At 46.2% G+C, this 13,826-nt stretch carries 12 protein-coding genes; 1 reads left to right on the forward strand and 11 read right to left on the reverse strand.

Annotated features, from left to right (window positions below):
* Window positions 1-8 precede the first annotated feature (8 nt).
* From V2I46_14750 to V2I46_14790, 9 genes are all read right to left on the reverse strand, one after another.
* Entirely contained in the window at window positions 9-4,499 is a 4,491-nt protein-coding gene (locus V2I46_14750) for a hypothetical protein (protein MEE4178761.1), read from the reverse strand.
* A gap of 21 nt (window positions 4,500-4,520) precedes the next feature.
* The gene (gene prmA, locus V2I46_14755) at window positions 4,521-5,366 is read right to left on the reverse strand and encodes a 50S ribosomal protein L11 methyltransferase (protein MEE4178762.1); all 846 of its coding nucleotides are present in this window, start codon (window positions 5,364-5,366) and stop codon (window positions 4,521-4,523) included.
* A gap of 10 nt (window positions 5,367-5,376) precedes the next feature.
* Window positions 5,377-6,150, reverse strand: a complete 774-nt coding sequence (gene tpiA / locus V2I46_14760) for a triose-phosphate isomerase (protein ID MEE4178763.1) — start codon at window positions 6,148-6,150, stop codon at window positions 5,377-5,379.
* A gap of 120 nt (window positions 6,151-6,270) precedes the next feature.
* Entirely contained in the window at window positions 6,271-7,236 is a 966-nt protein-coding gene (locus tag V2I46_14765; protein MEE4178764.1) for an L-threonylcarbamoyladenylate synthase, read from the reverse strand.
* A gap of 23 nt (window positions 7,237-7,259) precedes the next feature.
* Entirely contained in the window at window positions 7,260-7,748 is a 489-nt protein-coding gene (gene purE, locus V2I46_14770) for a 5-(carboxyamino)imidazole ribonucleotide mutase (protein ID MEE4178765.1), read from the reverse strand.
* On the reverse strand, window positions 7,748-8,902 hold the full coding sequence (locus V2I46_14775; protein MEE4178766.1) for a 5-(carboxyamino)imidazole ribonucleotide synthase: 1,155 nt from the start codon (window positions 8,900-8,902) through the stop codon (window positions 7,748-7,750). The genes purE and V2I46_14775 overlap by 1 nt, the downstream gene beginning before the upstream one ends.
* Before the next feature lie 218 nt (window positions 8,903-9,120).
* Window positions 9,121-9,702 carry a DJ-1/PfpI family protein gene (locus V2I46_14780; GenBank protein ID MEE4178767.1) on the reverse strand — a complete coding sequence of 194 codons (582 nt, stop codon included), beginning with the start codon at window positions 9,700-9,702 and terminating at the stop codon, window positions 9,121-9,123.
* A gap of 142 nt (window positions 9,703-9,844) precedes the next feature.
* Window positions 9,845-10,516 (reverse strand): hypothetical protein, encoded by a 672-nt coding sequence (locus V2I46_14785; GenBank protein MEE4178768.1) that lies wholly within the window; start codon window positions 10,514-10,516, stop codon window positions 9,845-9,847.
* A gap of 58 nt (window positions 10,517-10,574) precedes the next feature.
* Entirely contained in the window at window positions 10,575-11,354 is a 780-nt protein-coding gene (locus tag V2I46_14790) for a LytTR family transcriptional regulator DNA-binding domain-containing protein (GenBank protein MEE4178769.1), read from the reverse strand.
* Window positions 11,355-11,494: 140 nt separating this feature from the next.
* On the opposite strand from V2I46_14790, the gene V2I46_14795 reads away from it, so the two are divergent.
* Complete coding sequence (locus tag V2I46_14795) at window positions 11,495-11,890, forward strand: MotA/TolQ/ExbB proton channel family protein (protein ID MEE4178770.1); 396 nt, start codon at window positions 11,495-11,497, stop codon at window positions 11,888-11,890.
* A 209-nt stretch (window positions 11,891-12,099) separates the two neighbouring features.
* On the opposite strand, the gene V2I46_14800 is transcribed toward V2I46_14795, so the two are convergent.
* Complete coding sequence (locus V2I46_14800) at window positions 12,100-12,939, reverse strand: PIG-L deacetylase family protein (GenBank protein MEE4178771.1); 840 nt, start codon at window positions 12,937-12,939, stop codon at window positions 12,100-12,102.
* A gap of 121 nt (window positions 12,940-13,060) precedes the next feature.
* Window positions 13,061-13,351, reverse strand: coding sequence for a hypothetical protein (locus V2I46_14805; protein MEE4178772.1), 291 nt, complete (start codon window positions 13,349-13,351; stop codon window positions 13,061-13,063).
* Window positions 13,352-13,826 lie beyond the last annotated feature (475 nt).

The following is a 13,826-nucleotide window of genomic DNA, read 5'->3' on the forward strand; positions in this document are numbered from 1 at the left end:
TCCTGGATTTAATTAAAATTTATCTGCCTGATAAAATGGAAAAAGTCATACGGCCGCCGCTCTGCTTCCAGGGTAAAGGAATAAGGCGGTTCATTATCTCCACGGTCTCTTTGCCGCTGACGGGGTTTCAGTTTGGTAATGGCTTCATTAAACGCTGCCACCGACGACAGGGCTTTCAACTGGTTGTTGTTCATATTGAAAAAATACCACTCACGCCCAATCCCGGCATCCCCGCTTTCACTCGAACGCACCAGCAAGGTAAAGGTATCGCCCCCGCGTGACTTCCTGACCTCCATGTGGCCATTGATTTGCCTGATCACCTGTTGCTCTTCCAGGTTTATCAGGCCAATGAGCCCATAGGAAATAAAAGAACGGCTGGGTTGATTCCATCGTAAGCGAACATCCCCCAGCATGATAGGCCTCTCAAGTACCTCTGGAAGCCGGTTAAACACGCCCTGGCTGAGATATTCACTCATGCTAAGATCCGTTTGCTCCGGGCCCTGATGTTTCAACAAGTATTTGCGAAATTTCTGACTATTGAGGTTGAGCGGCCTGTTTTCAGAAACGTTCACACTGGTAACCATCGGCAAAAACGCCCGTTCGGCAAAGAAGAAATCCAGCCCCATGACCAATTCCAGATCAGTTTGATCAGTTTGATAATCGTAATGAACTGTCCCGTAATTTTCCATCTTAAACTGCCCCAGGTCCACCCCAAGATCAATCAGGCCTTCACCCTGGATGTTGCAATTCCTTTCACTGATCCTGAGAAGATTATGATGCAGGCTGAGGTCATCCAATTTCTCATTTTCGCTTACCAGGTATTCGCCCGTCCCTTCATCAAACATTACATAGCCATAAGCGGAAATGATTTCCCGGTCGAGGTAATGGTGCCGCCTGAGGAATACGGCAGGATAAATGTGCAGCGAATCTCCTGCCAGCATCAGGGCAATGCTGACTTCACGCCGGTCTGGGTTCATCATCCCCGCCACAACAGGTATCCTGATGTCCATCGGGTCAATGTGCCCTTCAAAACTAAACCAATCAGTATCAATCCCGGGACAGCCCAAATCGATCTTCGAATAGCCGTCAAAGCGCAGAAACTGCTCATTGGCCTGAACCTGGGCATCTCCAAAGAAGGCAAAGCGCGGCCCCAGTGAAAAGCCCAGCGAATCGGGCAAAGTGGCATCTGCAAAGGTTACTCCTTCACGATTCACTTTAATACTTTCAAAAAATAACGGAAAGACCTTGCCGTCTTTATCGCGATAGTCATAGTTGCCAGAAGCTGTATACTGTTTGCTGGAAGAAATCTCTACTCCAGCCCCGTAAAAGGTATGATACTGGTTTTCAGTGTTGGCAACAATTACCGCATTTTCCAGGGGACGGATCACCCCGCCGGCATCCACAATAAGGACCCCCTGATCCGGGAAAATGGCTGCATCTGCAATCCGAAGCAGCGGAACGCCCTCGGCATTCAGGTTGTAATCCTTCAATTCGAGGAACACTTTCGGAGCGAAAAACCGCAAAGAGTCCTTCACCGGGTCGGTAAATACCATTTCATATCCCGAAAAATCCAGTTTCATTAATTCTTCCCGGCTCATATGCTCATAATCGGGAAAGCGTTGGCTGACCGATGAACGCAGGTCAATCAAACCTTCCTCAATATCCCAGTCATAATCATAATTCTCGGCAAGCAGATTAATTGCTGGGAAGCTGATGTTCGCATCCTGATCCACCGGGCTGAAGGTACCGGTCAGGTTTTCCATATCCACAGCCGCCGAGAAGTCTTCGTGTACGAAAGCCTGTTTTCCTGTAGGAGCTACCACTTCCATATCCGATCGCTGACTGATCAGGTTATTTTCCCTGAAGACAAAATCACCCGCCCTTATGCTGGCCTGTTGAACATCGAGTTGGCCGGTTCCCGAAAGACCAGTCGGGGTCAACATGATATCCCCCTTAAATCCTGCCTTCCCGTCATATAGGCCAATGGCTTCTTCCGTGTTCGTGATCTGCATGGTATTATCCCCTGGCACGAATGAGATCTTCGCCTGTTCCGCATGGATGGCAGGATAATCGGCCTCACCTCCGCCTTCCAATTCAAAGTTTCGCACAGTACCAACGGCTTCCTCCGGCAGCAGAACCAGCTTCTCGGCCTCAACCACTGAACTCAGATAATTGAGTCGTCCGCTGGCCACCAAGCCTTCACTGCTCATGGTCAGCGGACCAGTATAATTGGCTTTCCCTGCATATACCGGAATTCCACCTTCAGCGGTTTCTGTATTAAAGCCCAAAGTATAGTCCCTTTGCACAGTCAGATAGTCTTCAAACTCGGGAAGAATGCCATTGGAAACAAACACACCGCCAAAGGCAATGTTATCGGTAGAGGCCTTATCAAGGTTTTCAATGGTAAAGGGCAGGATTTTGAAATAGGTGCTATCGCGCTGATAGGCCCCGTCAAACATGCCTTCGTTGTCATAGAATACATAAGATTCATTGATGCTGGTAAAGGAAGGATAGCCCGAAAAAGCATGCTGGCCCGACTTGTTAGAAGGATGATCAACAAGCAATTCCCCATTGATCGACTCCAGCACATTCTTTACTTTTACCAGCTCAAACCGGCCACGGCTGTCAGGTTCAAAGGCCCGGACGCTGAAACTCAGAGAATCCGAATTTTCAAGTGTAATCTTAAACAAATCGTATTCGAAGAAAAAGTCTTTCCCATAGAAGTCAAATAATCCGGACTCCACCCGACCATCGAAAGCCATGTTGCGGTTGGCTTGCATCACCACCTTTTCCTCATTGGGATAGATCACCACATTTTTTGCTGTACTAAGGGGAATTCGTTCAATACCCTTTAATTCCAGGTCAAAGGTTTGAATGTTCAAGCTGGCATTTACAGGCGCCGTAGAACGAATCTGCATCACATCATAATCCTTCATTTGGGCATTGGACAGGATATAGTGATACAACTTTTCGTTGATAGTGATACGCTGGTCATCGTCATCATATTGAATAAACCCCTGGAAGGAAAGATTAAACAACTCCTGCCTGACGGAAGCTGCATCTCGGTTAAAAAACCTGCTGTATTCTACCAGGTAGAACTCAGGGGTCTGGATTGCACGGGCATAACTCGAGAGCCTGGATAAGGGGTGAATATCGTCGATGCCTTTCACCCGATCATAGCGGGCCTGGCTGAAAAAATCGTGCGATTCAAATAAGGCCTCCCTGGGCTGACCAACCCCCTTAATCATTTGGAAGTTAGCGGTAGTCGAATCAACGTCCCAGTACAGGGCCTCACAATAAAGATCCAGACGGTGATAAGTATCGTAGAAAGGAGCCCTTGAATATCCCCGTTCGTCACGCATGGCTGATAACTCACGCCCTTCGTGGAGGTACCTGACCAGCAAGTTTGGGTGCCAGATGGAATCCCGTCCAAGAATCAGTGTAAAGGAAGCCCTGTCTGACATCAGGCGGTCGGGGCGGATCACAAAGTTTTTGGAGCGCGAAACAACCACCAGGGTGTCTCCCCTGAATACCTCCACCAGGGCATAGTCGCCAGAAGCATTGGCACCCTCTATCTGCGAACCATGTATGGAAAAGCCCCCGGTGTAATGAATGCCAGGGAAGACATCGTGGATCTGGTGTTCGCGCTGATAGGATTCAAATACCGGGAAGTTGGCACTCTCAGGGGTAAACTCAGCCACCACCCGCTCACGGATCCTGCCCTGCAAGGGGGTATCAAAGTAATCCAGATGAAAAAATGCCACCGAATCAGCTTCAAATTGTGCTTTGGAAAGATCCAGCTCCAGATGGTTCAGTTCCGCATACACTTTTTCAGGGTCAAACAAGGTGCGCTGCCAGGTAAATTTGCCACCCTTTCCCTCCCAGGTGTTACGGTCAAGGCTGGCCTGCCCTGTCGTGCGATAAATGACAGTGCTGTCTGTATAAGCCAGACATACCAGATCGCCATCCTTTACATCTACTACCGGTTCATTGTCCCTGAAGTCGAACACATAGCTGCCATTACGCAGCAACCACCTGACTGCTCCCGATTGAAACAGGGTGTTTTCCAAAAACAAATGTTTCGAGCGTTCAATGAATGCTGCTGTGCGGCTGGGGGTATGAGTCTGCATAGAATGCGCCAGGGCCTCGTGCCAGCGTGAAAAAAGAAGCCTGGCATCTTGTTGAACCCGGATATGCAGGAGGACCTCAAGGTAATTACCCAGGTCGGGCCAAGGGCTATAACGTCCACCCAGCAAGATGTCGACAACACCTGCGACAGTGTCTTTCTGGGACTCGGAAAAACCACCCGCCTCCCAAAACCCCTGAACACTGTCGGCCAGGGCTTCGGCTGTGGGCCTAAGGTTGCGGTCAAATGTGCTGAAGGTCTCCCTGATCCGGGGTGGGAAGGGTTTTGCCTCCATCTCGGCAACAGGCTCCTGTGCAGCAAGCGTCCAAACGGCTATAATCAGCAGGACACCTGTAAAAACTCTCCGGATCATAGGCATTTTTTTGGCAAGACTTTATTTCTGAAACCTCAGTGCCAGCCAGTCTCTTTTCTTTTTCTCCCCGGTAAAGGACAATCCCCAACCTTCCACGGCTGCAATCATCTCTTTACGGTCCTTTTCCAGGAAACCGCTGAGCAAGAGAACACCCCCTTTTTTGAGTACCGACACATAGTTTTCCATATCCTGCAACAGCACGTTTTTGGTGATGTTGGCAATGATCACATCGAAGCTTTCGGCTCCCAGCAGGGTAGCATCACCGTGTAAAACGCGAATCCAGGGGGTGTTGTTGCGTTGGGCATTCTCAATCGTATTCTCGTAGGCATAAATATAATTGTCGATGGCCAGCACGGGCTTTGCTCCCTTACGGGCCGCCATGATGGCCAGCAGCCCGGTGCCACAGCCCATATCAAGCAAGGATTTCCCTTCAACATCTTCCTCCAGCAGCCATTCCACCATCAAGGAGGTGGTCTCATGATGTCCGGTGCCAAACGACATCTTGGGCTCGATCACAAACTCCATCTCCACCCCGGGCTTTGGGGGATGAAAAGGAGCCCGTACATAACAGGCATTGCCAATCAATACTGGCTCAAAGTTGCTTTCCCACACCTGGTTCCAGTTCTGCCCGTCAATTTGCTTCACCACATAATCCACCCTGGGCTTTTCTTCTGCTTCACCCGCATCAAGGGCTTCTTCCAAGGCTTCTTCCCTGAAGTCAGCGGCGCTGATGTAAGCCTTGAAACCCTCATCCGTCTCTTCAAAACTCTCAAAGCCAAGGTCAGCAAGGGCTGCAATGAAGATTTCGCTCCAGGGCTGCACCGGGTCCAGCCTGCAGCTCAGCTCTACGTAATCGAGACTGCTCATGCTTCAGGGTTTAAAAAGAACTGATGATGGCAACAAAATCGTTTGCCTTCAGTGATGCCCCGCCAATGAGGCCGCCGTCCACATCGGGCTGTGAGAAAAGTTCATTGGCATTCTGGGCATTGCAACTCCCGCCATAAAGGATGGAGATTTTATCCGCAGTCCCCGGGCCGTATTTTTTGGCCAAGGTTTTGCGGATAAAGGCGTGCATCTCCTGGGCCTGCTCAGGCGAAGCGGTGACCCCTGTGCCAATGGCCCAAACAGGCTCATAGGCAATGACCACTTTTTCAAAGGTTTTCTGATCGAGCCAGAACAAACCATTGACAATCTGTTCCTTCACCACGTCGAAATGCTTCTCAGCTTCACGATCGGGCAACACTTCACCGCAGCAGTATACAGGGATCAAATCATGTTTCAGTGCCTGTTCCACCTTTTTTGCCAGCAGTTCATTGTCCTCGTGGAAATATGCCCGGCGCTCACTGTGCCCGATCAGCGTATGGGTAGCCCCACATGACTTCACCATCGATGCTGCCACCTCACCCGTATAAGCGCCCTTTTCAAGAAAATGAATGTTTTGTGAGCCCACCGAAACCCCGGAGGTACCTGCTGAGGCCTTTACCACCTCGGTAAGAAAAACAAAGGGCGGAAAAAACAATACCTCAGGTTGGCCTGACAAATCGTCCAAAGGCTTTTCACTGATCTTTTCACAAATTTCTTTGGCCAGGGTACGCCCGCCTTCCAGATCAAGGTTCATCTTCCAGTTTCCTGCAACAATCTTTTTTCGCATAGGTCAATTATTTTCAGTGATTTATAGAATTCCAAATAAGCCAGCCATTCAGGCTACGGCCAAAGGGCTAAAGTTAAGCATTTTCAAGGGTTTTTCAGCGCCAGGCAGGCTGCCAAAAAATCAAATATCAAATCCTGACATTCTCCAGTTATATTCAGCCTTCCTTAAACGATCCATGATTGCCTTGCCAATGCCAACATCAGGAACAGGCTCCGCCACAATAATTTCTATTTGGCTGTCCTCCTCAAAAGCATGCATGGCACTAAACATATTCACCGCATAATCCTTCAGGTCACTTTTTTCAGAAACACGGATCACTTTTGCATAATCGCCCTCATAATTCCCCGTAAACGAAATTAAACCAGCCTTCCTTTTTTCAAAATCGGGCGGATAAAACGCATCAGCCACCATCATTCTTTTGGCAGGACTGTAATGCGATTTCACCATTCCGGGCGCCATAATGGCATCGGCGCCGGCGGTTTCATCAAAAGGGATTATCGCTTCTATTTCCTCCCTGGTGATTATTCCATTTCGCAAGATTTTGAACCCCTTGTCCGAAAGTTTGATAATGGTTGATTCGATCCCGACCGTGGTTTTTCCGCCATCAATAATGTAGTCAATATCAGGTAATTGCTTCCTCACATGGGCGGCGGTGGTGGGACTGATCCTTCCGAATTTATTGGCACTGGGAGCGGCAACCGGACATCCCGACAAGGAAATCAACTGCAAGGCAATATCGTTGGCAGGCATGCGAATGCCAACCGTTGGCAGCCCGGATGTCACAATATCAGGAACAAGGCTGCTTTTGGGCAGCACCATGGTTAAAGATCCGGGCCAGAATCTTTCTCCCAGTTTAAAAACCCTTTCATCGCTTTCAATGGTAAGCCTTTTCAAATCTTCCAGATCAGCAATATGAACAATCAAGGGATCGAATGAAGGACGTTCTTTTGCTTCAAATATTCTGGCTACTGCTTGCGGGTCAAGAGCGTTTGCCCCTAGTCCGTAGACGGTTTCGGTAGGGAAAGCAACCAATTTTCCTTCTTGTATGTACCTGGCAGCAATTTCGATGCTATTGGATTCCGACATAAAAAATATTTCAAAAATCCTTCCTAAGTCTTCAGGTTTTTGGCTTTGGTCATCACCTGTTTCTTAAGGGCTGTCTTGTACTCCAATATTTTTTCCCTGACGACCTTGTTTGATACCGAAAGGATTTGAGCAGCCAGGATTCCGGCATTTTTGGCCCCGTTCAGGGCTACCGTTGCCACGGGCACTCCTCCCGGCATTTGCAATATGGATAGCACAGAATCCCATCCATCGATAGAGTTGCTTGATTTTATGGGTACTCCGATTACAGGCAGCGGCGAAATGGAAGCCACCATGCCCGGCAGGTGGGCGGCCCCTCCTGCCCCGGCAATGATCACCTCTATGCCACGCAGATGCGCAATGGAAGCAAATTCATAGAGCTTTTCAGGGGTCCGGTGGGCCGAAACAATATCCATTTCATAACCTACGCCAAACTGGTCTAACATTTCAGCTGCCTGCCTCATGACAGGCAAATCTGAATCTGACCCCATCACTATGCTTACTTGCTTATTTATCATGACTTTACCTTTATTAAATGTTTTACTTTCTCTGCCTTCTTTAATGCACATTCCAGCGAAGACGACAAAACGGTAACGTGTCCCATCTTCCGGTACGGCTTGGTGACCTTTTTCCCGTAAAGGTGAATCTTAACGCCGTCAATGGCCATGCTTTCGGTCAGCCCTTCATATTTTACGGGACCCTCGTTCCCTTCCTCTCCCAGCAAATTAATCATAACCGAAGGAAGCTTGATTTTGGTACTGCCAAGGGGCAGGTTAAGGATGGCTCGCAGGTGCTGCTCGAACTGTGAGGTGATTATGCTTTCAATGGTATGGTGCCCGCTATTGTGCGGCCGGGGCGCAATTTCATTTACAAGCAACTCGCCTCCTGAATCAATAAAAAACTCAACGGCAAGCAAGCCTTCCATGTTGAGCAGTTCAATGATCTCGCCGGCAATATTCAAAGCTTTTTCCGACTGCTCAGCCGTAATTTTGGAAGGGCATAATAATTTGTCGACCAGGTTGGCATGGGGGTCGAAAACCATTTCAACCACCGGAAAACACTTGATTTCTCCCCTTTTATTCCGGGCTGCAATAACAGAAACTTCCTTTGAAATACTGATCTTTTTCTCAACAACCGATGCCCCTGGAAGCAACCTGTTCAGTTCGGTTTCATTGTTAATAACAGCAACCCCACGCCCATCGTAGCCCCCTTGTCTAAGTTTCTGCACAAAGGGATATCCTATTTCGCCTTTCTCCACCATTGCGGATAAATCAGCAGGATTGTTGCAAAGAAAAAATGGCGAGCTTGGGATGCCGTTCTTTTTATAAAACGCTTTTTGCTTGCCCTTATCCTGAATCATTTCAAGAATTTCAGGGTCGGGCACAATCCTGCAGCCCTCTGATTTCAGCTTTTTTAAAGCATCAATGTTTATGCTTTCTATTTCGAAGGTAAGCACATCCACCAGCTTCCCGAAATGGTATACAGAATCAAAATCCAGATGGCTGCCTTGTATGAAGTGTGAGGCAATACTACTTGCCGGGCAATTTTCATCCTGGTCTAAAACATAGGTGATGATATCCCACTTGCTCGCTTCCTGGATCAGCATTTTGCCAAGCTGTCCACCCGCAATGATTCCCAGTTTCAGATTTGATGTAACAAGCCTTTCCATAATCCAGTTATTTTTCGATAATTTTCTTGCTTCAGCCGAATGCGGGCGAGGTCATTTTACACCCTAATTGCCAAGAGTTTACCTATGGCAATTTGTCCGAACCTGGTGCCGCAAAAAACAACACGAAGTTACGATTTATAAGGAGATTTCAGAAGGCCGAAAGCCGGTTAATTGAATGAAAAACGGGAACAAGCGAATTTTCAAATACCAAAAGTTTTTCACCCCTGGCAATCGTATTCCATATATGCAGTGGTGTTTTCCTTCACCAGCCTGCCGTGTAGCTTTTCAACAACATATAAGGCCAGGTCTATCCCAGCGCTGATGCCGGCAGAGGTCATGATCCCGCCATTATCAATAAAGCGTTTCTCCCGGTTAGCGATCGCCCCGCTTGCAATCCTCAATACATCATCAACGACCAGTTGGTGGGTTGCAAACTCCTGGTTGTCGAGCAATCCAAGCTTTGCCAGCACCCTGGCGCCAGAACAGACCGAGAAGGTTATCTCTGATCTTTCGCAGGTGGATTGCATCCAATCCATCAAGGGTAAATTGCCGATCACATTTTTGGTCCCTTCCCCTCCGGGTATTACCAGAATATCAATGGCAGGGCAGTTCTGAATGGAATAATCGGGCAATACCTTCATACCATGCACCGACTTTATGGCCTGACCTGTCTCTGAAATGGTGGAGATGTTGAAAAGTTTAAAATCATTTAACTCATTGGCCACCGAAAAAACCTCATACGGCCCCGCAAAATCAAGCAGTTCCACATCATCAAATAAAAGGATTCCTATTGTTCTCATAATAAAATATTACCCGGGTTAATATTTTGAAAACACGCTTTTCAAATATAAAGGTTTTTAATATTTAATGATTCAGATTGGAAAAGCATTTTTTATGGAGTAAAAAAGGAACGGAATTACAGATTCCCCTCGGCAGGGATGTTTAGTTCAAACTATAATTCAGGGAAAAAACCAGCATCGGAAAAATCCGCTCATTGCCGCAGGTTTCCATATATCCCATGCCGGGGATGTAATTCTGGTATCCATACAAATCCAGATACTTCCCGGAAGGGAAAGAGACTTGAAATCCGGCACCAGAAGTCCATTTGCCGGAAATTCTGAAATTATAACCTGCAGCTGCGGTGAATCCGGGAATAAAAACATTTTGGCTTAAAGCTTCAGGCGGACTGTTTTCAACTTCCGGGTTTCTGTATGCTGCCTTTTCAAAAACCCAGGATCCGGTCAGGAAACCACCAAGGAAGAAATAGTTCTTTTTCTCCATGTCATGCCTGAAGTTGTATATCAGCCCAGCCTTTAAAAAGCCCCCGGATTGATTTTCAAGCGAAAACCCATTGTTGCCGCATTTGTAATGAGGCGACATAAACCAGCCCAACCAATCAAAGGACTTTGAATAATTAAGGGTATAGCCTGTACTCATACTAATGGAATATTGCGGATCCCGGGCCATCTCATAAGTCAGATCCAGGGCGGTGGCAGGCAACTGAAGGAGGTTTATTCCGATCTCCCTGCTCCAGTTCCTTTCGCCCTGGCCCGAGACCTTCCCAATGGTCAATGCAAATGCCATGAAAATAAAAATGGAGCGTTTCTTTCCCAATATCGGTCTCCTTTTAAACATCCCTGGTTGATTGTAATTGTTGAAAGATTCCATTCCACTATTCATCATTTTTCAAAGCCTCCTTCACCGCTTTCCTGTAACTCCGCCCTATATTTAAATTCACATCTTCCACCGTCACTTCATCATACGAGATGCTCCTGATCTTTTCCTTGTTGATGATGAAAGAGCGGTGAATCCTGATAAAAGAATCAGGCAAGCGGTCCGCCAGGTTACTTATTTTTTCTTTACTGATAATTTGCTCCTTCATCGTATTTACACGAATGTAATCCGAGAAGCTTTCTATGTAGGAGATTTCCTGGTAAGGAATTCTTGCCAATTTTCTATTGGACATAATCTCAAGGAAAGGATCCTGGATTTTACTTTTTTCCTCCAGCAGTTGCTGGATGAAAAGCCTGTTATTCCTCACCTGGCGGAGCATTATAAGGAGCACCCCCACAAAAACCAGCAGATAAAGGATTACAGCCAATAAAATGGTATCCGAAGCATTGGGCCCCAGGTTGCTGAAATTAAAATTCCCGAGGTAAATAAACGAAAACATCAGTACAATCATTTCAAGGTATACCGAAACGATCGCTGTGTAAAAGGTGTACAGGAAAAATTTAAGATATTTCTTTTTCAGCAGATACCTTGGCGCAAGGTAGTAGTTGAAAAAATAGGAAGTCCCCAGCACGATGGGTAAGAGCATGCTGATAAAATAGAACGCAGCGATATTATTCCCCCACGATCGTCCGAAGACCACCGTCAGGACCAGAACCACTAACACACCATAAGCAATGTGGCTAAAGAGATATAACGATTTTCCTTTAATTAATGGCAAATTTTTCCCAAATTTCGCAAAAAGCAATAAAATACCCAATCACTGTCGGTAAACAACCCTTTTAGAACCGGATTCAACCTTGCCCAGGACCATCAGCACCACTAACTTAGCACTATTATTAACCCTTGAAAAAAAATGCTATGAAAAATCTGTTTTATATGGGCGGACCCCTGTTTATGGGCATCCTTTCCATTCTCTTCGTGATTATGATCGCGTGGTATCTTTACCATTTTATTGCACCCTATTATTCCAGGCATTTATCCCCTGAAACCGTGTTGCGGAGGATCAGCTATGGAAAATCCATTGGCTTGTTTGCAATGATCACAGGAATCCTGGGGCAACTGATTGGATTATATGAAGCCTTTTCAGTTATAGAACACGCCGGTGACATTTCCCCGGCGATGGTTTACGGAGGAATAAAAGTCTCCATGATCACAACCCTCACTGGTATTACCATTTTTTTGATCTCATTGCTGATTTGGTTTTTAGCCAGCGTGATCATCGAAAAAAAGCTGGGAAAGAAACAGGAGCAATAATCCTTCCTTTAAAAAGCAATTTAACCAAACAAAAACCCCGGATGCAGGACTTCGCCTTGCTCCCGGGTTTTTTTGCATATTTCCCCTCCCCATTAGCCACGTAGCGGCGATAGTATGGTTGGAAAGTTCAATCCTATTTCCCTAATCAGCCGCGTAGCGGCGAAAGTATGTTAGCCAAAAATCAATTGTCCCCCTCAATCCGTCCTGCTTTATTTCTCGACTGTTCTATAATATTCTTTACCAAAGGCCAGTATGTGTTCCGCCTCAAACCTTTCATCATAAACAATGAAGAACCTTCTCAAAATGCGGATTTGCGACTGATGACATTGCGCCGCTTCATTTTTTATCTTCCAGTATTTCCTGATATCAACCGAAACATCGGGATCAGGCAATCCCATACTGCCTGTTAATTCTATGGACAAATCATAACCGGGTGTGTTGGCCACCAGAAACTCCTCAAGTTTCTCCGTAAGAGTGATCTGAAAGATTATTTCAGGACTGAATGCAGGATGATCCCTGTTTTCATAAAAAATGGCTTCTGTCAGTTTCGCTGATATCCGGTGCTCAGGATGGCCATAGCCCCCTATCTCACTGTCATAGGTGATGAGAATTTCCGGATTGAAAAGATTGATTTTGTTTGCAATCACTTGTTTAATGCTGTCCTGGTGGTCATACCAGAAAATGACATGTTCTTCCATAATGTCATCCCAGGTATTGTTGACAAAACCAGCAATCTCCACTTTTTCAATGCCAAGTTTGGATGCTGAGCAATGCAGTTCCTCCACACGCACTGTGTCGTGTTCACACAAGGTAAGTAAGTGAATGGTTGCTCCTTTTTCCCTTAATAAGGCAATAAGGCCCCCGGCAACCGTTTCATCGTCAGCATGAGGCATAATAATTAAAACCCTGCTTGAATCAGATGCTTCAATTTCAAGTTCAGGAACGCTATGGTCCTGGTAGCTTGCTATCTGCTCATAGTCGGCCTTCGGGTTTGTACAGCCACCAAACTGCGTGACCAAAAAAACAAGGATCATTGCTTTAAATTTCATCCTCTCAAATCCTTTCTTTTGATACAACCGCACATTGCAATGGCGCACTGACAATCCTGCAGAAAAACCAACTTCAAAACCAAAGACATTCTTAAAGAATAAGGATAAAACGCCCAAGACTTTAAAAAATTTCCATCAGCATCATATTAATTTTATTGAACAGCTCCCCCACCCCCAGGGCGGCCCAAAGAATGAAAAGACCTAGCAGGATTTTTATTCTGTAATGAATGGAAAAACCGGTCCATTCCTTCAGAATGACATTCACAGGCGGAAAAAATACCAACGACAGCAGCACAATAAAAACCCCGAAAAAAGGATCATTGCCCCAAAACGTATTCACCAATCCAATGAACAAAAACACCAGTCCAAAAAACCAGCCCACATTATCCCAAACAACCAATTGGCTTTTCATGATCCTTCTTTTTTATTCACATTTCCTATCCAGCCAATTCAGTTAACATTAACTAAATCCACAATAAAACGGGAGTACAAATTTATAAAACTTTGAATTACAAAGTACTTTCCAATAATAATTATTCTCAAATTTTTCCGCGGTGATAAATAAAAGGATTGTTTCTAAAATTATAGGCATGGGGCATGGGGATAGGGATGGGGGAAAAAGTCGCGTAGGAGCCACCGATTGGCAGGAAAAGCCATGACAAATGCATCCTCCTCTTTGCCCCCTTCCCCCCGGCATTGCTCCTTCCCAGAGAAGTAAAAAAATGAAGGGCCTTGAAAAATACAGATTAAAAATTAGGAAGGCATCTTTGAAGGATTTTTCCAGATAGGTTAAGAAAGCCAGCAATTCCCTCAAAAAAATTAAATATAAAAAAACGTGCTTCTGCTGCAACGGGAAATATTACCCTTTCCTAATCATTGACGTTTTG

The organism is Bacteroides sp. (genome assembly GCA_036351255.1).
GTDB lineage: Bacteria > Bacteroidota > Bacteroidia > Bacteroidales > UBA7960 > UBA7960.

What these genes read in the sequence shown, in the direction of transcription:
- V2I46_14750 (MEE4178761.1), bottom strand. Translation starts at nt 4,499, where the DNA reads ATGATCCGGAGAGTTTTTACAGGTGTCCTGCTGATTATAGCCGTTTGG.
- prmA (MEE4178762.1), bottom strand. Translation starts at nt 5,366, where the DNA reads ATGAGCAGTCTCGATTACGTAGAGCTGAGCTGCAGGCTGGACCCGGTG.
- tpiA (MEE4178763.1), bottom strand. Translation starts at nt 6,150, where the DNA reads ATGCGAAAAAAGATTGTTGCAGGAAACTGGAAGATGAACCTTGATCTG.
- V2I46_14765 (MEE4178764.1), bottom strand. Translation starts at nt 7,236, where the DNA reads ATGTCGGAATCCAATAGCATCGAAATTGCTGCCAGGTACATACAAGAA.
- V2I46_14775 (MEE4178766.1), bottom strand. Translation starts at nt 8,902, where the DNA reads ATGGAAAGGCTTGTTACATCAAATCTGAAACTGGGAATCATTGCGGGT.
- V2I46_14780 (MEE4178767.1), bottom strand. Translation starts at nt 9,702, where the DNA reads ATGAGAACAATAGGAATCCTTTTATTTGATGATGTGGAACTGCTTGAT.
- V2I46_14795 (MEE4178770.1), top strand. Translation starts at nt 11,495, where the DNA reads ATGAAAAATCTGTTTTATATGGGCGGACCCCTGTTTATGGGCATCCTT.
- V2I46_14800 (MEE4178771.1), bottom strand. Translation starts at nt 12,939, where the DNA reads ATGAAATTTAAAGCAATGATCCTTGTTTTTTTGGTCACGCAGTTTGGT.
- V2I46_14805 (MEE4178772.1), bottom strand. Translation starts at nt 13,351, where the DNA reads ATGAAAAGCCAATTGGTTGTTTGGGATAATGTGGGCTGGTTTTTTGGA.